General features: G+C 69.3%; 15 protein-coding genes. 10 read left to right on the forward strand and 5 right to left on the reverse strand.

The window, feature by feature from the left end; all coding sequences use genetic code 11:
• Window positions 1-56 precede the first annotated feature (56 nt).
• Complete coding sequence (locus AAFF32_RS08135; protein WP_216960010.1) at window positions 57-2,219, forward strand: bifunctional (p)ppGpp synthetase/guanosine-3',5'-bis(diphosphate) 3'-pyrophosphohydrolase; 2,163 nt, start codon at window positions 57-59, stop codon at window positions 2,217-2,219.
• Between the two features lie 54 nt (window positions 2,220-2,273).
• On the forward strand, window positions 2,274-3,899 hold the full coding sequence (locus tag AAFF32_RS08140; protein WP_342317028.1) for a hypothetical protein: 1,626 nt from the start codon (window positions 2,274-2,276) through the stop codon (window positions 3,897-3,899).
• 18 nt (window positions 3,900-3,917) lie between these two features.
• On the opposite strand, the gene AAFF32_RS08145 is transcribed toward AAFF32_RS08140, so the two are convergent.
• From AAFF32_RS08145 to AAFF32_RS08155, 3 genes are read right to left on the reverse strand one after another with little or no spacing between them, the layout of a single operon-like run.
• On the reverse strand, window positions 3,918-6,887 hold the full coding sequence (locus AAFF32_RS08145; protein ID WP_342317029.1) for a glycosyltransferase family 1 protein: 2,970 nt from the start codon (window positions 6,885-6,887) through the stop codon (window positions 3,918-3,920).
• A complete protein-coding gene (locus tag AAFF32_RS08150; RefSeq protein WP_216960005.1) occupies window positions 6,884-7,111 on the reverse strand; it encodes a hypothetical protein in 228 nt (75 codons plus the stop codon). Before AAFF32_RS08150 ends, AAFF32_RS08145 begins: the two co-directional genes overlap by 4 nt.
• On the reverse strand, window positions 7,111-8,364 hold the full coding sequence (locus AAFF32_RS08155; RefSeq protein WP_342317031.1) for a glycosyltransferase family 4 protein: 1,254 nt from the start codon (window positions 8,362-8,364) through the stop codon (window positions 7,111-7,113). Before AAFF32_RS08155 ends, AAFF32_RS08150 begins: the two co-directional genes overlap by 1 nt.
• Before the next feature lie 144 nt (window positions 8,365-8,508).
• Here AAFF32_RS08155 and mrcB point away from each other — a divergent pair, with 144 nt between their 5' ends.
• The 4 genes from mrcB (at window position 8,509) to tsaB (ending at window position 14,436) form a co-directional block, all read left to right on the forward strand.
• Window positions 8,509-10,887 carry a penicillin-binding protein 1B gene (mrcB, locus tag AAFF32_RS08160; protein ID WP_342317032.1) on the forward strand — a complete coding sequence of 793 codons (2,379 nt, stop codon included), beginning with the start codon at window positions 8,509-8,511 and terminating at the stop codon, window positions 10,885-10,887.
• Window positions 10,888-10,889: 2 nt separating this feature from the next.
• Complete coding sequence (locus AAFF32_RS08165; RefSeq protein ID WP_342317034.1) at window positions 10,890-11,423, forward strand: tetratricopeptide repeat protein; 534 nt, start codon at window positions 10,890-10,892, stop codon at window positions 11,421-11,423.
• Between the two features lie 164 nt (window positions 11,424-11,587).
• Window positions 11,588-13,723 (forward strand): ATP-dependent DNA helicase, encoded by a 2,136-nt coding sequence (locus AAFF32_RS08170; protein WP_342317035.1) that lies wholly within the window; start codon window positions 11,588-11,590, stop codon window positions 13,721-13,723.
• Window positions 13,720-14,436 (forward strand): tRNA (adenosine(37)-N6)-threonylcarbamoyltransferase complex dimerization subunit type 1 TsaB, encoded by a 717-nt coding sequence (tsaB, locus tag AAFF32_RS08175; protein ID WP_342317036.1) that lies wholly within the window; start codon window positions 13,720-13,722, stop codon window positions 14,434-14,436. Before AAFF32_RS08170 ends, tsaB begins: the two co-directional genes overlap by 4 nt.
• Before the next feature lie 151 nt (window positions 14,437-14,587).
• Here the strand turns inward: tsaB and AAFF32_RS08180 are convergent, their stop codons facing one another.
• Both AAFF32_RS08180 and gshB read right to left on the reverse strand, forming a co-directional pair.
• Window positions 14,588-15,460 (reverse strand): energy transducer TonB, encoded by an 873-nt coding sequence (locus AAFF32_RS08180; RefSeq protein ID WP_216959994.1) that lies wholly within the window; start codon window positions 15,458-15,460, stop codon window positions 14,588-14,590.
• Window positions 15,457-16,428 carry a glutathione synthase gene (gene gshB, locus AAFF32_RS08185; RefSeq protein WP_216959992.1) on the reverse strand — a complete coding sequence of 324 codons (972 nt, stop codon included), beginning with the start codon at window positions 16,426-16,428 and terminating at the stop codon, window positions 15,457-15,459. The genes AAFF32_RS08180 and gshB overlap by 4 nt, the downstream gene beginning before the upstream one ends.
• A gap of 414 nt (window positions 16,429-16,842) precedes the next feature.
• On the opposite strand from gshB, the gene pilG reads away from it, so the two are divergent.
• Genes pilG through AAFF32_RS08205 form a run of 4 tightly spaced genes read left to right on the forward strand, consistent with a single transcriptional unit; the run spans window position 16,843 to window position 20,262 of the window.
• Window positions 16,843-17,241: a twitching motility response regulator PilG gene (gene pilG, locus AAFF32_RS08190; RefSeq protein ID WP_115843698.1), complete on the forward strand. Its 399-nt coding sequence runs from the start codon at window positions 16,843-16,845 to the stop codon at window positions 17,239-17,241.
• Between the two features lie 18 nt (window positions 17,242-17,259).
• Window positions 17,260-17,625 (forward strand): response regulator, encoded by a 366-nt coding sequence (locus AAFF32_RS08195; RefSeq protein WP_115843696.1) that lies wholly within the window; start codon window positions 17,260-17,262, stop codon window positions 17,623-17,625.
• Between the two features lie 16 nt (window positions 17,626-17,641).
• Window positions 17,642-18,244 (forward strand): chemotaxis protein CheW, encoded by a 603-nt coding sequence (locus AAFF32_RS08200; RefSeq protein ID WP_216961802.1) that lies wholly within the window; start codon window positions 17,642-17,644, stop codon window positions 18,242-18,244.
• Window positions 18,241-20,262 (forward strand): methyl-accepting chemotaxis protein, encoded by a 2,022-nt coding sequence (locus tag AAFF32_RS08205; protein ID WP_216959989.1) that lies wholly within the window; start codon window positions 18,241-18,243, stop codon window positions 20,260-20,262. Before AAFF32_RS08200 ends, AAFF32_RS08205 begins: the two co-directional genes overlap by 4 nt.
• The last annotated feature ends 52 nt before the right edge of the window (window positions 20,263-20,314 follow it).

Below are 20,314 nucleotides of genomic sequence, written 5' to 3' on the forward strand. Positions count from 1 at the left end.
CCAGGGGGATGCGGGCTAGTGTAGACCGTCCCCGCGTCGCCTACCGTTCCACCGCCATGGCAACACCGTCTTCCCTGCCGCATGACGCATTGGCGCATCCCGCCAGCACGGGCATTCCCGCGACGCTGCGCCGTGCGATGCAGCAGGCCGCGGCGACGGCGCAGAACGGGGCCGGCGAGCCGCCCGATGTCGTGGCGAGCATGCTCGACGCGCTCGCGCTGCTCGGCGCCGACGGCGACACCGTGGCCGCCGCGTTGCTGCATGCGAACCCGGCCTGGGAAGCTTCGTTGCGGACCCTGGTCGAACGCGATTTCCCCGGCGTGGCGCCGCTGCTGGAAGGCCAGCGCGCCGCCGAGCAGGTCTGGGCACTGCACGCGGAGCGTCACGGCCAGGCCGGCAACGAAGGCCTGCGCCGCCTGCTGCTGGCAATCGTGCGCGACCTGCGCGTGGTGCCGATCCTGCTGGCGCGACAGCTCGCGCGGATGCGTCACGCCGAACGCCTGCCCGAGCCCGAGCGCCGCGAACTGGCGATGCTCACCCGTGACATCCATGCACCGCTGGCGAACCGGCTCGGCATCTGGCAGCTCAAGTGGGAGCTGGAGGACCTCGCGTTCCGCTACCTGGAACCGCAGACCTACCAGCAGATCGCCCGCCTGCTCGACGAGAAGCGCGGCGATCGCGAACGCTACATCGAAGAAGTGAAGCGCACGCTGCGCGGGGCGATGGCCGCGCAGGGGCTGAAGGCGGAGATCGCCGGGCGCCCGAAGCACATCTACAGCATCTGGAAGAAGATGCAGCGCAAGAACGTGCCGATCGGCGAACTCTACGACCTGCGCGCGGTGCGCGTGCTGGTCGACAGCCTCGGTGACTGCTATGCCGCGCTGGGCGTGGTGCACGCGACGTGGACGCCGATTCCGAGCGAATTCGACGACTACATCGCCCGGCCCAAGCGCAACGATTACCGCTCGCTGCACACCGCGGTGATCGGCCCGGAAGGCAAGACGCTGGAAGTGCAGATCCGCACGCACGACATGCACCGGCAGGCCGAACTCGGCGTGGCCGCGCACTGGAAGTACAAGGAAGTGGGCAGCCACAGCGCCGACGCGGCGTTCGATCGCAAGATCGCCTGGATGCGGCGGCTGCTGGAGGCCGGCGGCGAGGCCGGGCGCGAGGAGGCGTCGCTGGCGGGCGAGTTCGACACCGAACTGGTCGAGGACCGCATCTACGTGCTCACGCCCAAGGGTGAGGTGATCGACCTGCCCACCGGTGCGACGCCGCTGGATTTTGCCTACCACGTGCACACCGAGGTCGGTCACCGCTGCCGCGGCGCGAAGGTGGACGGGCGCATCGTGCCGCTGGACCACAAGCTGCGCAGCGGCGATCGCGTGGAGATCATGACCGCCAAGACCGGCGAGCCACGCCGCGACTGGCTGGTCGCGGCCAACGGCTTCCTCGCCAGCGGCCGTTCGCGCGACAAGGTGCGCGCGTGGTTCCACAAGCTCGATCGCGCGCGCAACGAATCCGCCGGCAAGGATCTGCTCGACAAGGAACTGCGCCGCCTCGGCTTGCTGGGCGCGGACCTCGCCCCTGCGCGGGAGAAGTTCAACCTGGCCAGCGACGGCGAGGTGTACGTGCAGGTCGCGCTGGGCGACATCGGTCCGCACCAGGTGGGCCGCGCGCTGCTGGAACACGAACGCGCCCGCGAAGCCGCGCAGGCGGCACCGGCCACGACGACCGTCACCACACCGCCGCCGCCGCGCCGCGTGCCGCGCAAGTCCAATGACTTCACCGTGGAAGGCGTGGGTAATCTGCTGGTGCAGCTGGCGCGCTGCTGCCAGCCGCTTCCGGGCGAACCAATCGTGGGCTACCTCACGCGCGGGCGCGGCGTGAGCGTGCACCGCCCCGGCTGCGCGTCGTTCGAACGCCTGGCCGCGGCGCAGCCGCAGCGCGTGCTGCCGGTGGAATGGGGGCGCGCGGGCAGCGGTTACGAAGTGGACGTGGAAGTGCTGGCGCTGGATCGCAAGTGGCTGCTCAAGGAAGTCACCAACCTGATCGCGCAGGGCAACGCGCATGTGGTCAGCATCCGCAGCGACACCGAGCGCAACGGCGCACGCGTGCGTCTGGGCCTGCGCCTGCGGGTGGGCGATTTCGGCCAGTTGTCGACGCTGTTGGGGAAGCTGTCTGCGCTTCCGGGCGTGGAGCACGCACAACGCCGCTGAACGCGCGAGGAAAGCGCGACGAACGGGCGACCATCCGGGCGTTATCCTTGCCCGGTGAGTTCCACGACACCCCGAGACCCCAACCCTGACCGCATTCCCGGCGCGCCGTCCGACGGCGCGGTGCCGCCGGGTGGGCGCGTGGAGCCGACGCTGGGCGCGTGGGATCCGGACGATTTCCAGCCCGCATCCCGCCGGCCCGCCGTGCCGGTGGTGCGCAACCGGCCGTGGGCATGGCTGGTGGCGATGCTGGCGCTGGGCGCGGTGGGCGCGGGCCTGTTCGTGCTGCGACAGCCGCTGTCGGATCTGCTCTGGCCGGAGACGCGGGCGCAGCAGTTGCAGGTCGATGCCGCTCGCGCGCTGGCGCAGGGTCGGCTGACCTCGCCCGACGGTCGCGGTGCGCGCGAGCTGTATGCGGCCGCGCTGGCGCTGGACCCGGATCGCAACGAGGCGCGGCAGGGGCTGGCGAAGGTGGGCGCGGCCGCGCTCGTGCGTGCCGAAGCGGCCATCCGCGCGCGCCAGTACCCGCAGGCGCATACGCTCATCGCCCTGGCACGCGAGATGGCCGTTCCGCGCGCGAAGGTGGAAGCGCTGGAACAGCAACTGCGTGCCCGCGAATCCGCCGAAGCCGGCATCGACACGCTGCTCGCGCAGGCCGCCGCCGCGCGTCTGGCGGGGCAACTGGACGGGGCGGAGCACACCGCGCTGCCGCTGTACCAGCGCGTGCTCGCGTTGCAGCCCAACCGCACCGAGGCACTGGAGGGCCGCGAGGACACGCTGGCCGACCTGCTGCAACTGGCGCGCACTTCGCTGGCGCGCGGCGAACTGGCCGAGGCGTCCGCGCGCATCCGTCGCGTGCAATCCGCCGACGCGGGGCATGTGGATCTACCCGATGCGCTGGCGCAACTTTCCCGAGCCGGCGAGCAGCGCCGCACCCAGGCCGATGCTGACCTGCGTCGTGGCCGACTCGACGACGCCCTGAACGGCTACCTCGCCGCACTCGCCGCGATGCCCGAGGACGGCGCCGCCGAGCGTGGCCTGCTGCACGTCGCCAATGCCTATGCCGAGCGCAGCGAACGCTACGCCGCCGATTTCCGTTTCGACGAAGCCGAGGCCGCGCTGCGCGACGCGCGCGCGATTTCGCTCCAGGCGCCCGGCATCGCCCAGGCCGAGCAGCGCCTCACCCAGGCCCGGCAGACGCAGCAGCGCTACGGACAGCGCGAGCCTTCGGCGCAGCGCAAGCGTCGCGTCGACCAGTTGCTGGCCGATGCCACGCAGGCCGAAGGACGCGGCGATCTGCTCACACCGCCCGGCGAGAGCGCCTTCGACAAGCTGCGTGCCGCCCAGGCGCTGGCGCCGCAGGATCCGCGCGTGCGTGGCGCGATGGCGCGACTGCTGCCGGCGGCGCGCCGATGTTTCGAAGAGGAATTGCGCGGCAACCGCCTGCGCCGCGCCCGTGAGTGCCTGGACGCCCGCGCCGCACTGGAAGGAGAGAGCGCCGCACTGCGCGAAGCGCGCAGGCGACTGGCGCAGCGTTGGATCGCCGTCGGCGACGAGCGCCTGGGCGCAGGCGAACTGACCGCCGCGCAGGCCGCGCTGAGCGCGGCGCGCGAACTCGATCCGCAGGCCATCGGCCTGGGCGAGTTCGCCGATCGCCTGCGTGCGGCGTCGGCCGCGAACTGAGTCGGCGATCTTGTTGCGCTAGAACGCAGCGCCCTGGCGACGCACCTGTCGCAACAACGCCGCCAGTTCGTTCGCGCAATCGTCCCAGCTCGGCCACGACCTTTGTGCCGCCGGCGGGAGCGGGGCGCTCAGCATTCGCGTCAGCGGCTCGTCCCAAAGGGCGGGATCGGGGGCGAGGTACTGCGCGCTGTCGCCCATCACTTCACGGAACACCGGCAGGTCCCGCGCGACCACCGCCAGTCCGTGCCGCGCGGCCTCGATCAGCGGAAGCCCATAGCCTTCGCCGGCCGAAGCGGCGAGCAGCAGCGTGCTCTTGCGATACAGCGCACCCAGTTCGCGATCGCCCACGTCTTCGTGCCAGTGCAACGATTGGCCCAGGCGCGGGTGCGCCTTCATGCGTGCGATCAGCGCGTCGGTGAGCCAGCCGCGCTGGCCGGCGACCACCAGGTTGAAGTCGAGCCCGCGCGCCCAGAGGCGATCTGCGACGTCCAGTGCGTCCTCGTGGCGTTTGCGCGGCTCCAGCGTGCCCACCATCAGCACGGTGGGTCGCTTCGCCAGCGCATCGCGAAGCGTGGGGCGCAGGTCGCCGTCGCTGCCTTCGAGCACGTGCGAATCCACGCCCATCGCAAACGTCCCCACGTCCGGCGCCCGGCCGAACTGGAACGCCGGCTGCGCTTCCTGCAACCACGCGCGGTAGTCCTGCGCGGTCGCGCGCGAGATGCATGCCACGCCATCGGCCACGGACGACATGTGGCCGAGCCACTGTTCGAACGCCACGCGCGAGTACGCATGGAAAAACTCCGGCAGCCGCATCGGCATCAAATCGTTGACGACGAAGGCCGTTCGCACGCCTGCGCGCCGCCAGTCCTGCAGGCGCGGGAGCGCGGCCGAAATCGCTTCGGGCGACCAGTCCAGACCCACGAACATGTCGCCCGGCGCGGGTTCGGCAATGGCGTCCTGCAATGCCAGCGCGGGCAGTCCCAGCAGTTTCGTCGTGTACGCGCGCGCATAACGGAAACTGCCCCGGTCGAAGCGGACCGGTTCGATGCGCACGCCCGGCGGCGGCGACTGCAGCCACGAACGCAGCACGCTCCTGACCACGCGATGCACGCCCGTGCCGATGTCGTTTACGGCGATGGTGCTGACATCGACGAACCAGCGTTCGCCGCGCGTCGCGCGTGAAGCCGCGATGCCATAGGCAATCTGCGCGAGATCGTCGTGGGTGGACGAGCCGGGGAGGGCGATGATGTCCTCGATGAGCCGTGCCTCGCGCGCCCGCTCCGACGTCCCGCACTCGTGCACGACGTCCTCCTGCCAGCGCGAGGATGCTTCGAACACGCGCGGGTGGCCCTCATCACCGAGCAGCGCGCGGGCCTGTTCGGCCAACGCGGGCGTCTGCGCGACGATGGCGACCGCCTCACGCAGGCTCGGCGCCCACGCCGACAGCGCGGGCTGAATTCCGCTGCGATCGGCCGCTGCCAGAGCAGCGTAGCCGCTCGCGACGTAGATACCTGCGCGAGCGTCTTCGGCCGTTGTCTTGCGCAGGCTCTCGCCAAGCAGGACGACGCAGGGCCGTGCGGCCGCGGCCTCGGCGACGGCCGCGACGGGCATCGTGTCGGTGCGCAGCACGGTCAGGCCGATGGGATCGTTCGTGGAGGGGGCGCCATGCGGCGATGCGGCCGCTGCGTTCGCGCTCGCGGGCAACCACGACGGCAGCCCGTGCGGGGTCTGGGTCGCGACGCGCTCCGCGGCCGGCCGGGCCTGCAACGGCGGCTCGCCGCCCTTGCGTTCCATGCCCGCCAGCATCCGCGCGGCGACGCGCTTCATGTCGAACTCGCTTGCGCGGCGCGGACCGTAGTCGCGCAGTTCCGCTGCGAAAGCGGCATCGCTGAGCACGCGTGCCATGCGCTGCGCGAGTTCGCCCGGATCATCCGGATTGAACAGCAGGTCCTCGCGTCCGATGACTTCCGGAATGCTCGTCGCCGAGCTGGCCAGGACCGGCGCGCCGCAGGCCATCGCCTCGAGCGGTGGCAGGCCGAATCCTTCCATGAGCGACGGGAATACGAACAGCGCGCAGCTTGCGTACAACCAGGCGAGTTCCTCGTCGGAAACCGAGCCGGTGATGAGGACGTCATCCTCACCCAATCCCAGTCGCCTGCCTTCGAAACGCAGCGTCTCCAGTGCGGTCGGGTCGACGTGCCCGGCGAGCAGCAACTGATGTCCCTCGCGCAGCGCAACGGGCAGGCGCGCATAGGCGTCGAGCAGCGTGTTGACGTTCTTGCGCTGGTCGAAGCCGCCGGCGTACATCACGAAAGGCCGCTGCATCTGCATGCGCGCCTTGAGCAACGGGCCGGCGGGCGATGTCGCGGCGGCCGGCGTGAAACGCGGGTCGACCGCCGTTCCGATGAAGATCGCCTGGTCTTCTTCCAGGCCCACGAGCGAGATCGCGTCGCGCCGTGTCCACTCCGAGATCGCCACCAGCAGGTCGGAGCGCTTGAGATAGGTCAACCGCTCTTCGTACCAGTCCCGGTTCTTCGCCTCGGGAAGCAGTTCCGGAACATGCAGCGGAATCAGGTCATAGAGGACCGATGCGGTGCGGACCGCGTCGACCGGTCGATCGGGCACCAGCGCATCGTCGCTGAAACCTTCCACGACGCTGGTATGCAGGACCCAGTCAGGACGCAGCGCCTCCAGCTGATGGCGCATCAGGCGCGCACCGGCACAGCGGCGCCATTGGTTGGCTGGGTCGTAGGCGGCCGTTTCGTAGGGCAGGCGCAGCCAGTGGATGCGGTGCGGCGATACCCGCGTGCCGAACTCCGCGATCAGCGCATCGCTGGGCCCATCCAGTGGCGAACTCAGCGCGAAGTGGATTTCGTGGCGGTCATCGACGATGTCGAGCAGTGCGCGCACCAGGTCGCGCGTATAGCGCCCGATGCCACGCCGATGGCTCTGGGTCTGAGCGCCCAGCAGGTCGACCAGGATCTTCATGCGCGGCGACCGGCCTTGCGTTCATTGAGGCGACGGTAGATCGCGGCGGCTTCTTCCGGAAGTCGCGCCGCTTCCATCAACAGCACCGGGGGCTGGTGATGGTCGCGGTGCATCCTGCGGCGCAGGTACATGTCCAGCGCCGGAAAACATGCGACCAGGCGCACCAGGCCGCGCTTGATGGCCGGCTGGCGCGTGATGAGACGATTGAGTTGGGCGATCCGCATCAGTGTGGAAGGATGTTCTTTAGGGTTTGTCGTGCAACGTCTTCGGAGAAATGCGTGGCGACATTCTGCAGGCCGCCGTCCGACAGCCTGTGCCACAGCGCCGGATCGAGGTAGGCACGGACGATTGCGTCGGCGAACTCGCGCTCGTCGCCGGCGATCATCGCGTCGCGCTCGTGCGAAACGTGCATGCCTTCCGCGGCGATGGGCGTGAGTACCACGGGCAGCCCGTGGCTCATCGCGGTGTTCACCTTGCCTTTCACGCCCGCGCCGAATCGCAAGGGCGCCACCGACAGGCGGCATCCGTCGAGCAATGCGCTGAGATCGGCCACGCGTCCGTGCAACTCCACGCGCGGGGCGCTCAGTTGCGCAATGGCGGCCTGGGTGAGGTCGCCCACGACGTGCAGGGTGATCTCCGGCAGCGACCGGTGGACGAGCGGCAATACTTCGCGCGTGAACCACACCATGGCGTCGAGGTTCGGCGGGTGCGAGAAGCCGCCGATGAACAGCAGGTCGCGCCGCTGTTCGAACGGCGTGGCGCTGACATGCACGCGGTGGATGTTGCTGAGCAGTTCGACGCGGTGTCGCGGAGCCAGGTCGGCAAGCATCCGCTTCTCTTCCTCGCTCACCACCAGCGACAGGTCGCAGGCGGCGATCAGTTCGAGTTCCCGACGCAGCGTCGCTTGCGCGTGCCTTTGCAGCGCGGGATCACCGAGCAGGTCTGCCCCGCGGCGTTCGCGCAGGAAATGCAGGTCGACGGTATCGAAGATCAACAGGGCGCGCGGCGCGAACTTGCGCACCAGGCCGCGGTACTGGTCGGCGACCGGCGCGCGCGACAGGATCACCGCGTCTAGCGCCCCGCCATTCGCGCGCAGCCAGCGCACGATGCCGCCTTCGCAGACGCTCGCGCCCAGCGCGGACAGTTGGCGCAGGTCCGTCGGCGTGGCACGTCCTTCGTCGGCGTGGAAATGCACGTGCCAGCCCATTTCGCCGACCAGGCGGATCATCGTGCACAGGCGCACGGAACCGGAATCGCGTTCGGGATCCGGAAACACCGCATCGACGATGAGGATGCGGCGCGCGCCGGGGGCCGGCACCGGGATGCTTACCGCCGGCCCTGTGTCGGGGGCCTCATTCGGCCTGGGCTGTCGCACGCGTTCGAGCGTCCCCGCCCAGCCGCGCATGCGCAGGCTGGAAAGCAGGCGTCGATAGCGTTGAACCCACCGCTTGAATTGCCAGACAACCTCGTCGAACACGTTTTGACCTTCAGGCCAGCGCTTGTGCGCCGCCGGTTTCATTCAGCTCGGAGTAATCCCTGGACACCCTGAGCGCGGGGTGGCGATGGAAGGCTGCGCTAGACTCGCCCGGACGAGGGCACAGCCCTGCCATTCTCCCATGCCGTGGCCCACATCGAGTACGACGAAGACGAAAACGACAACGCCGACGAGCGCGCCCCGCAGTGGCGCCGGAGGCTGGTCATCTGGGTGCTGGCGGCGATCGGCCTGGGGCTGGGTTTCCTGATCCCCTACACGCTGTATCTGAATCACGAAGTCGGCGAGCGCTTCGGCCAGCTGAAGTGGCAGATTCCGACCCGCGTCTACGCACGCCCGCTCGAACTGGCGCCCGGCAAGACCCTGGACGCCGCCACGCTCAAGACCGAACTCGACGCGGCCGCGTATCACGCCGGCGACGGCACCCGGCCCGGTACCTATGCCCGCAACGGCGGACGCTGGCTGGTGTCCAGCCGCGGCTTCAAGGACGTGGACGGCGACGTCCAGGCGCGTCGCATCGAAGTGGTGCTCTCCGGGAGCAAGGTCGCCTCGGTGCGTGATCCGCAGAACAAGCGCGCACTGAAGTCCGCGCGCCTGGACCCGGCACGCATCGCCACGCTCTACGGCCAGAAGAACGAGGAACGCCGCCTGGTGCGCCTGCGCGAAGTGCCGGAGCTGCTGGTCACCGGCCTGCAGGCGGTGGAAGACCGCGACTTCAACAGCCACTACGGCATCGACCTCAGCGGCATGATCCGCGCGGCCTTCAAGACCGCCACCGGCAGCACGCAGGGCGCCAGCACGCTGACCCAGCAGTTGGCGCGCAGCGGCCTGCTGGGCATCGGCCGCGAGCGCACGATCAGCCGCAAGGGCAAGGAAATCCTGTACGCCCTGTTGATCGAGGCCCGTTACGACAAGGGCACGATCCTGGAGGCGTACTTCAACCAGGTGTACCTGGGCCAGCGCGGCGCGCAGGCGATCCACGGCGTCGCCGCCGGCGCGGAGTTCTGGTTCGGCCGCGACCTGGCCGATCTGAGCACCGAACAGATCGCGCTGCTGATCGGCATCGTCCGCGGCCCGTCGTACTACGACCCGCGTCGCAATCCCGAGCGCGCACTGGAACGCCGCAACTTCGTCCTGGGCGAAATGCACGAAACGCAGCTCATCGACGACGCCGAATACCAGCGCGCCCTGAAGGCTCCGCTGGGCGTGACCCAGGATCCCGGCAGCACGGCCGCGAACCGTTTCCCGGCCTATATCGACCTGATCCGCCGCCAGCTGGCGCGCGACTATCCGGCCGATGCGCTGGCCGGCGCGGGCCTGAGCGTGATGAGCGGCATGTCGCCTTCAGCGCAGGCCATGGCCGAAGGCGCTGTCGCGCGTACGCTCAAGAGCCTGGACAACAAGCGCCGTCCGCCGCTGCAGACCGGGCTGGTGGTGACCGACGTGCACAACGGCAACGTCGTCGCCGTGGTCGGCAGCCGCAGCGTCGCCGAGCACGGCTTCAACCGCGCGGTCGAAGCGCAGCGTCCGGTCGGCTCGCTGCTCAAGCCGTTCGTGTACCTGCTGGCGCTGGCGCAGCCGGGCAAGTATTCGCTGGCCAGCTGGGTGGACGACTCGCCCGTCACCGTCGCGCTGGGCAAGAACAAGAACTGGAACCCCGGCAATTCCGACGGCCGCAGCCACGGCACGGTGCGCCTGATCGATGCGCTGGCGATGTCCTACAACCAGGCCACGGTGCGCGTGGGCATGCAGGTGGACCCGGAGCGCATCTCCAGCCTGATCCGCACGCTGGCCGGCATCGAATCCACGCCGAACCCCTCGCTGATCCTCGGCGCGGTGGACCAGAGCCCGTATGCGATGGCGCAGCTGTACCAGTTCCTGGCCTCCGGCGGCGAGATCCAGCCGCTGCACGCCGTGCGCGGCGTGCTCGACGCCAACGGGAAAGCGCTCAACCGCTACGACAAGGAACCCGCCCCGGCGCAGGAAGGCGACGCCATCGCCGCGCGCCTGATCACCATCGCGCTGCAGCAGGCGGTGTCCAACGGCACCGGCACGCAGCTCGTGCGCGACGGTCTGGGTCGTCTGTCGCCCGCCGGCAAGACCGGCACGTCGAATGATGGCCGCGACAGCTGGTTCGCCGGCTGGACCGGCGATCACCTCGCCGTGATCTGGGTCGGCAACGACCAGAACAAGGAAACCGGCCTGTACGGCGCCACCGGCGCGATGCGCGTGTGGTCGGCGATCTTCTCGCGCCTGCCCACCGCGCCGCTGGAAGTGGGCAACAAGGGCATCGACTGGCAGTGGACGATCGCCTCCAACACCACCGACGCCGACTGCCCCGGCGCGCGCCGCTTCGCCTTCGTCGCCGGCTTCGCTCCCCCGTACGCCCCGTGCCCCGCGCCGGAGCCCGTGCAGGAGGAAAGCGGCGGCTGGCGCGACTGGTTCGGCATCGGCCGCAAGGAAGAAGAAGCCCCGCGCGAGGACGCCCCGCCGCCAGAGACCCCGTGATGATGTCCCCCCGCATCCCCCGCATCGCAATCGCTGCACTGGCCGGCGCCGTCCTGGCCGCATGCAGCACCACGCCGCCGCCCCCGCCGGCGCCGACCATCGACCCCGTCGCCGCGGTGACCGCGATCCGCGCATCCGGCGGCGCGGCCAGCACCGAGCTGGACGTGCAGCCCATCCGCGATCCGCAGGTCGACGACCTGCGCGAGGACGCCGAGCGCTTCGAGAAAGCCGGCCAATACGCGCAGGCCGCGCAGGCGCTCGACCACGCGCTGCAGCTCAACCCGGACGATCCGGCGCTGCTGCAGGAGCGCGCCGAGGCAGCGCTGCTGGAAAAGGACCTCGCCGGCGCAGAACGCTTCGCGCGGCAGGGCATCGAGCGCGGCTCGAAGGTCGGCCCGCTGTGCCGCCGCCACTGGGAAACCATCGCCCAGGTGCGGCAGGCGCGCGCGGTTCCGGTCGAAGTTCCGGGTGACTCGGTCGCCGATGCGCGCCGCGAACGCGACGCCTGCACCGTCGCCGCGCCCGTGCGTTACTGACGATCGACGGGCCGGACGGAAGGCCGGGGCTAGAATAGGCCCCGTATGCGCAGCGACGGCCTGGCCGTCCCGCGAGTTCTCCTGATCGGCGCGTGTCGTGACAGGTGGCGTCCGCATGCGATCCATGCGCGAGATGCGCGACCCCGGGACCACGTCGAGACCTCATGCACGCGCAGGCGCCATCGCCCATCGAATCGACCCGCGACGCCGCGCCGGACGACGCGCGCCCGGTCAGCCGTCTGGCCCAGGCCAGCCGCGAAGCGCTGGCCGAAGGCGGCGAACTCGCGCGCAACATTCCGTCCTTCGCCTCGCGGCCGGCGCAGCAGGACCTTGCCGCGGCCGTGGCCGAGGCCGTCGACCATCGCGGCACGTTGCTGGCCGAAGCCGGCACCGGCACCGGCAAGACGTTCGCCTACCTCGTGCCGGCATTGCTGTCGGGCAAGAAGACCATCGTCTCCACCGGCACGCGCGCGCTGCAGGACCAGCTCTATCACCGCGACCTGCCGCGCGTGCGCGATGCGCTCGGCGTCGGCCTGAAGACCGCGCTGCTGAAGGGTCGCGCCAACTACCTGTGCCACTACCGCATGCGCCAGGCGCAGGGCGAGCCCAAGTTCACTTCGCGCGAGATGGCCGCGCAGTTCCAGCGCATCGTCGCCTGGTCGGGCCGCACGCGCATGGGCGATCTGGCCGAACTCGACGCGCTGCCCGACGACTCGCCGCTGCTGCCGATGGTCACCAGCACGGCGGAGAACTGCCTGGGCAGCGAGTGCCCCTTCTTCAACGACTGCTTCGTCGTGCAGGCGCGCCAGCGCGCGCAGGCGGCGGATCTGGTGGTCGTGAACCACCATCTGCTGCTGGCCGATCTCGCGCTCAAGCAGGAAGGCTTCGGCGAAATCCTGCCCGGTGCGCAGGCCTTCGTCGTCGATGAGGCCCACCAGCTGCCGGAACTGGCTGCGCAGTTCTTCGGCGAAGCGCTGAGCGCGCGTCCGCTGGTCGAACTGGCCCGTGACGCGCTGACCGAATGCCGCCAGGTGCCGTCCGCGCTCGCCGCCGTGCAGGATCCCGCGCGAGGACTCGAACAGAGCGTGCGCGCGCTGCGTGCCGCGATGGACGAACTGCCCGTGCGTGGCACGCGTCGCCGCGCGGCCGAAGAGCCCGCGGTCGAGCAGGCCTTCGATGGGCTGGAGGATGCGCTGCGCGCGTTCCATGCGGCGGTGCTGCCGTTCGCGTCGGCCTCGCCGGGCTTCGATGCCTGCGCCGCGCGCGCGGTGGAGTTCGAAGGCCGGTTGAAGCGCTGGCGCGACGATTCCACGCACTCGCAGGACGAGGACGAATTCGCCGAGGATTTCGCCGAGGTCGATTCGCAGGAGGCAAGCGCCGATGACGTCGGCGCCGGCGCGAAGAAGAAGCCCAAGGACGACGGCAGCGTGCTCTGGTACGAGCTGACCGCGCGCGGCTTCCGCCTCAGCCGCACGCCGCTGGACGTCGCCGGCCCGCTGGCGCAGCACCGCGCGCGTTCGCAGGCGGCGTGGATCTTCACCTCGGCCACGCTCGCCGTCGGCGGTCGCTTCGAGCATTTCGCGATCAAGCTCGGCCTGTACCTCAAGGGTGAAGACCCGCCGCACACCCTGCTGGTGCCCAGTCCGTTCGACTGGGAAACGCAGGCGCTGTGCTACATGCCGCGCGGGCTGCCCGATCCGACCGTGCGCAACTACAACGAGAGCATGGTGGAGAAGATCCGGCCCGTGCTCGAAGCTTCGGGCGGCCGTGCCTTCGTGCTGTTCGCCTCGCACCGGGCCCTGCGCGAAGCGGCGGAACTGCTCAAGGACGGTCCGTGGCCGCTGTTCGTGCAGGGCGAGGCGCCGCGTCCGGTGCTGCTGGACCGCTTCCGCGCGTCCGGCAATGGCGTGCTGCTGGGCGCGGCGAGTTTCCGCGAAGGCGTGGACGTCGCCGGCGATGCGCTGAGCGTGGTGGTGATCGACAAACTGCCTTTCGCCGCGCCGGACGACCCGGTGTTCGAAGCGCGCCTGGACGCGATCCGCCGCAACGGCGGCAATCCGTTCCGCGACGAGCAACTGCCGCAGGCGGTGATCGCGCTGAAGCAGGGCGCAGGCCGCCTGATCCGCAACGAAAGCGACCGCGGCGTGCTGGTGCTCTGCGATCCGCGCCTGACCAGCAAGACCTACGGCAGCGTCTTCCTCAACTCGCTGCCGCCGCTGCCCAAGACGCGGCACGTCGAGGACGTGGGGGCGTTCTTCGCGACGGAGACCGCCGCCACGCCGCTAGAATCCACGCCATGAAGCTGCTCGCCCTGGAAACCTCTACCGAAGCCCTGTCGATCGCCTTGTCGATCGACGGCCAGGTGCGCGAGCGGTTCGAGCTCGCGCCGCGCCGGCACGCTGAACTCTCGCTCCCATGGGCAGACGAACTGCTGGCCGATGCCGGCGTGAAGCGCTCCCAGCTCGACGCGATCGCCGTGGGCCGTGGCCCCGGGGCGTTCACCGGCGTGCGGCTGGCGATCGCGCTGGCGCAGGGCATCGCGCTGGCGCTGGACCGCCCTGTGGTGCCAGTGTCCACGCTCGCCGCGCTTGCGATGCGGGCCGATGCGGACGGCGACGGCGCACCGCGCCGCGTGCTCACCGCGATCGATGCGCGCATGGGCGAGGTGTACTCGGCCGCGTTCCAGCTGCGCGATGGCGATGCGTTTGCGTTGAGCGATGAGCGCGTCGGCGCGCCCGACAGCGTCGTGGTGCCCGGCGACGAGAGCGGATGGTTCGGTGTCGGTACCGGTTTCGGTGCGGCCGAGAATGCGCTTTCGCAGCGTCTTTCCAGTCGTTTTGCATCGATCGATGCAACGCAATTGCCGCATGCGGCGGATATCGCACGCCTCGCCGTAAAGGCCTATGCGCGCGGTGAAGCGGTGCCGGCCGAACGCATCGAGCCTGCGTATCTGCGCAATAACGTCGCGTTGACGTTGCGCGAGCAGCAGGCGCTGCGGGAAGCGAAACGGTAGTTGAGGGCGTCGGGCGACTGGCTCGTGCGAGTCTTCGCCCATTAGCCACCGCTCCGTTACCCGTCATCCCAGCTTTCGCTGGGATGACGTAATCGCGAAGTTGCCGGTGCGAGCTCGATGACACCGGGCCTGCGCCGCGAGCGCGCCGCGCTCAATCGTCGACCAGCTCACCGCCCGGCAGGAAGTTCCACGTCCGCGTGACATGCAGGATGTCCGGGTTTTCCTCGGTGCGTGGCAACGGCGGATAAGGCTCGGCGAGCTTGGCGATGCGAAGCGCCGAGGCATCGAGCAGGGAAATGCCGCTGCTGCGCACGATGTCGGCGCGCTCGACCGATCCGTCGCGGCGGATCGCCACGCTGATCACCACCTGTCCTGCAAGCCGGCGGCGACGCGCTTCATCGGGATAGTTGAGGTTGCCCACGCGCTCGACGCGGTCCACCCATTCGCGCAGGTAGCCGGCCCACACGTATTCCTGCGTGCTGGCCGAGACGAACTTGCGCGATGGACGCTTGGCGTAGCGCTCCGAGCGCATGTGGATCTCGGCCGCCAGCCGCGCCATCTGCATGTCGCGCTCGATCTTTTCTTCGCCGCGCGGCAGCGGACGCTCGCTGGGCGAGGGCGTGCTGCGCGGCGTGGGCGTGGCGGTGTCGCCGCGCGTGCTGGCGACCACGCGCGCCTGCGGCGCCGGCTGTGGTGCGGGCGATTGCGCGCGCAGCGTGCGCGGCGCGATGCCGGTGGCGGCCTGCGGCAGGGGACCGGACTGCGCCTCGCGCGGGCGCGTGCTCTTGTCGTGCTCGCCGCCGCCCTGGTTGTTGGCCTGGGCGAGGAAATCCGCCTGTTTCGGCGTCAGCGCGCTGGTGGTCTGGGTGAGGATCACGTCCAGCGTCGGCATCACCGGCGCCGCCTTCTCCAGCGTCCAGCCCACGCCCAGCAGCACGATGCCGTGCACGATCAGCGACAGGACGAAGGTGGCGCTGACGCGGCCGTTGCCCGCGTCGTCGTGGCGCGCGACGACTGCGCTCATGCGGTGCGTGCCGCCGGTTGCGTGGCCACGCGCGACTCGATCGCATCGAACAGCACCGACGCGATGTTGATGCCGAACTGCGCATCGAGTTCGCGGATGCAGGTCGGACTGGTGACGTTGACTTCGGTGAGGTAGTCGCCGATCACGTCCAGGCCGACGAACACCATGCCGCGACGCTTCATTTCCGGGCCCACCTGCGCTGCGATCCAGCGATCGCGATCGCTCAGCGGACGGCCTTCGCCGCGACCACCGGCGGCGAGATTGCCGCGGAATTCGTCGCCCTGCGGAATGCGCGCCAGGCAGTAGTCGATCGGCTCGCCGTCGACCAGCAGGATGCGCTTGTCGCCTTCGCTGATCTGCGGCAGATAACGCTGCGCCATCGCCAGGCTGTGGCCGCCCTGCGTCAGCGTTTCCAGTATCACGTTGAGGTTCGCTTCGCCTGCGCGCGCGCGGAAGATCGAGCGACCGCCCATGCCGTCCAGCGGCTTGAGCACCGCCTCGCCGTGCTCGCCGACGAAGGCCTTCAGCGCGGCCGCGTCGCGACTCACCAGCGTCGGCGGGCAGCACTGCGGGAACAGCAGCGCGGCGAGCTTCTCGTTGTAGTCGCGCAGCCCCTGTGGATCGTTGACGACAAGCGCGCCGGCCTGTTGCGCCAGGCCCAGCACCTGCGTGTCGTGGATGTACTCGCTGTCGACCGGCGGGTCCTTGCGCATCAGCACGACCTGGCCCGGGCCGAAGTGCAGCGTGGCGAACTCGCCCAGCTCGAACCACCCGCTCTTGTCGTCGCGCACGCGCAGCGGGGCGACGATTGCCTCGGCCCGGCCGTCGCGCACGGACAGCCCGCCGGGGCGCACGTAATGCAGCCGATGGCCGCGGCGCTGCGCCTCCAGGAGCATGGCGAAGGTCGAGTCCTTGGCGATCTTGATCGACCCGATGGGGTCCATCACGACGACGATGTCGAGCGGCATGGCGGTGGCTGGGGGAAGGGTGGTCGCGATGGTAACAGGCCCTTCCGCGCACGCCGGGCGCCATCGGCGGAAAGCTGCGGTCCGTCCCCTTATCGCCTCCGCTGCCCTGGCGCGGCCGGGCGGAGCGGCCGGCGCGGGCCGGCCCGGAGACTTGGAACCGGCGTCCCGGCTTGGGGCCCCGGCGCTCGGAAATGTCATGCCTTTCCGGTATATGCAATGCGCGTGCCCAGCATCGTCGCGTGACCGCCAGGCGGTCCTTCGAGAACGATCCGGAAGCGGAGCCGGCCAGGCCGTCCCCGCGGCGCATTCAGCTTGCCCCTCGAAACCGCTGCTTGACAGCATTCGCGAGGCTTGGAATAAAGACGGCTGGCGAAGTGCCTGCACACGGCGGCATTCGCATGGGGGAATTCGAAAATGCTAGACGAGGTCCGCAACGGCAGCCTCGGCGGTTTGAAGGTCATGGTGATCGATGATTCCAAGACCATCCGCCGAACCGCCGAGACGTTGCTCAAGCGCGAGGGCTGCGAGGTGGTTACCGCCACCGACGGCTTCGAGGCGCTGGCGAAGATCGCCGATCAACAGCCGCAGATCATCTTCGTGGACATCATGATGCCGCGGCTGGATGGCTATCAAACCTGCGCGCTGATCAAGAACAATCATCTGTTCAAGGGCACGCCGGTCATCATGCTGTCCTCCAAGGACGGCCTGTTCGACAAGGCGCGCGGACGTATCGTCGGCTCCGAGCAGTACCTCACCAAACCATTCACACGCGAAGAACTGCTCGACGCGATCCGCACGCACGTAAACGCCTGACCGGGGGGTAGGGCACCAATGGCACGTATTCTTCTGATCGAGGACTCGCCGACCGACACGGCCGTCCTGACCCAGCTCCTCGAGCGCAATGGCCACCAGGTGCTGGCCTCCGGCAACGCCGAGGATGGCATCGAGACCTGCAAGCGCGAGAAGCCCGACCTGGTGATGATGGACGTCGTGCTGCCCGGCATGAACGGCTTCCAGGCCACGCGCGCGCTGTCCCGCGACGCCGACACCAGCACCATCCCGGTGCTGATCGTCAGCACCAAGGGCATGGACACCGACAAGGCCTGGGGCATGCGCCAGGGCGCGCGCGACTACATCGTCAAGCCGCCGCGCGAGGACGAGCTGATCGCCCGCATCAACGCCCTGCTGGGCGCCTGAGTCCGGAGTCCCGATGTTGCAGTCGCCCTTCGACGTGCTGGTGGACTACGAGCGCCGCAGCTTGGCGCACGTGGTCGGCCTGCCCGAGCAGCTGGACGCTCCGGGCCTGTGGCGCGGCGTGGGTTACCGCATCGGTGCCCGCCGTCTCGCCTCCGGTTTCGGCGAGGTCCTGGAAATCCTGCCGCTGCCGCAGGTCACCCATGTCCCGGGCGCGCAGCCCTGGCTGCTGGGCCTGGCCAACGTGCGCGGCAACCTCCTTCCGATCGTGGACCTCAAGCAGTTTCTGGAAGGCGAGCGCACGGTCGTGCACGAAAGCCAGCGCATCCTCCTCGTCCGCCAGCCCGGCGGCGACGTGGCCGTGCTGATCGACGAGCTCTACGGCCAGCGCAGCTTCCACGAGCAACACCGCATCGAACTTGAGCCCGAAGCCGAAGGCGACGACGCGATCGTCGCGCTGACGCAGGGCCGTTACGCGCACTTCGTCGAACGCGGTTACCGCCTCGACGCGCACACGTGGGGCATCTTCAGCTTGGACAAGCTGGCCCGCACGCCCGAATTCCGTCAGGCGGCATCCGAAATGCCGCATCGCATCAGCAACGTTTCCGAGGTTCAACCATGAGCACTGTGATGGATAGCGCTGCCGGCAAGGGCCGCAATCTTGGCGTCAATACCTGGCTGGTCGTGCTGGGCGTATCGGTGCTCATCTTCGGTCTGAATACCGGCTACGCGACGTGGAAGGCCGCGCGCCTGGGCGGAGCGAGCTCCTCGGCCTCGGACCTGCAGGTGAACTCGCAGAAGCTGGCCGTGCAGGGCCAGGAAGCGGTGAGCGGTGACGCCGCCGCGTTCGCCGCGTTCAAGGAAACCCGCTCGGCGATCGTGCAGGACGTGGAGCAGCTCAACGCCAACTTCGGCGACACCGCCGGCGTCTCCGGCCCGATCCGCACCGTGACCGAAACCTGGGGCCCGCTCGGCAAGAGCGCCGACCAGGTGGTCGCCAGCGAAAAGGCCGTGCTGGCCCTGGCCGGCAACGCCGACAGCTTCGCCAGCCGCGTGCCGCAGCTGCAGGCGCGCCTGGACGAACTGGTCCGCGCGATGTCGGCTTCCGGCTCGCCGTCCTCGCAGGTCTACATCGCCCTGCGCCAGGTGGTGCTGTCGGGCAAGATGGCCGAGCGCATCACGCAGATCCGCGCTGGCGGCAGCGGTGCAGCCCTCGCCGGTGAAGCGCTGGGTCGCGACGCCGCGGTGTTCGGCAACGTGCTGACCGGCCTGCGCAAGGGCGACGCCGCGTTCGGCGTGACCCCGCTGGGCAACTCCAACGCGATCGCCGCGCTCGGCCAGGCCGAGACGCTGTGGCTGGAAATGAAGAAGGACCTGGACGCGATCCTGTCGTCCTCGCAGAACCTGTTCGCCGCGCAGGCCGCGGCCGAGTCGATCACCGGCGGCTCCAACAAGCTGCTGACCGACAGCCAGGGCCTGTTCCGCGCCTTCACCTCGTTCGGTTCGGTGCGCAGCACCAATCCGATCGGCCACATCCTGGTGTCCATCGTCTCGGGCTTGATCGCGCTGTTCGCGATCGTCTTCCTGGTCGTCTCGCTGAACAGCCAGCAGAAGAAGCGCTACCTGACCACGAAGGAACTCAACGACCGTAACCAGGAGGCGATCATGCGCCTGCTGGACGAAATGGGTTCGCTCGCAGAAGGCGACCTGACCGTGAAGGCGACCGTGACCGAGGACATGACCGGCGCGATCGCGGACTCGATCAACTTCGCCGTCGAACAGCTGCGCAGCCTGGTGCAGACCATTACCGACACCTCGGTGCAGGTCGCCGCCAGCGCGCAGGAAACGCAGGCCACCGCCATGCACCTGGCCGAAGCCGCAGAGCACCAGGCGCAGGAGATCAACTCCGCTTCCAGCCGTATCAGTGAAATCGCGGCCTCGATCAACCAGGTGTCGCGCAACTCGGCCGAATCGGCGGACGTGGCGCAGCGCTCGGTGCAGATCGCGACCAAGGGTGCGGGCGTGGTGCGCCAGACGATCGCGGGCATGGACAGCATTCGCGACCAGATCCAGGAAACCTCGAAGCGAATCAAGCGACTGGGCGAGTCGTCGCAGGAAATCGGCTCGATCGTGGAACTGATCAACGACATCTCGGAACAGACGAACATCCTGGCGCTGAACGCGGCAATTCAGGCGGCTTCGGCCGGTGAAGCGGGCCGCGGCTTCGCGGTCGTGGCGGACGAAGTGCAGCGACTCGCAGAACGTGCGTCCAACGCGACCAAGCGAATCGAAACGCTGGTCCAGACGATTCAGTCCGACACCAACGAAGCGGTGTCCTCGATGGAACAGACGACCTCCGAAGTGGTCGCCGGTGCGCGACTGGCCGAGGACGCGGGTACCGCGCTGGGCGAGATCGAAAAGGTGTCGTCGGACCTGTCGAACCTCATTCAGGGCATCTCGAGCGCGGCGCAGCAGCAGTCCAGCGCGGCATCGAACATCACCGCGACGATGAACACCATCCAGTCGATTACCGCGCAGACCTCGCAGGGTGCGAACCAGACGGCGGCCTCGATTGGAAACCTGGCGCAACTGGCCGCCGACCTGCGTCGCTCGGTCGCCGACTTCAAGCTGCCGGCCTGACGGGCGGATCGGAACAAGGTCGGGTCACGATGAACAGCTTCAGCCCCGGATG

The sequence above is a fragment of the Lysobacter sp. FW306-1B-D06B genome, assembly GCF_038446665.1.
Lineage (GTDB): Bacteria > Pseudomonadota > Gammaproteobacteria > Xanthomonadales > Xanthomonadaceae > Lysobacter_J.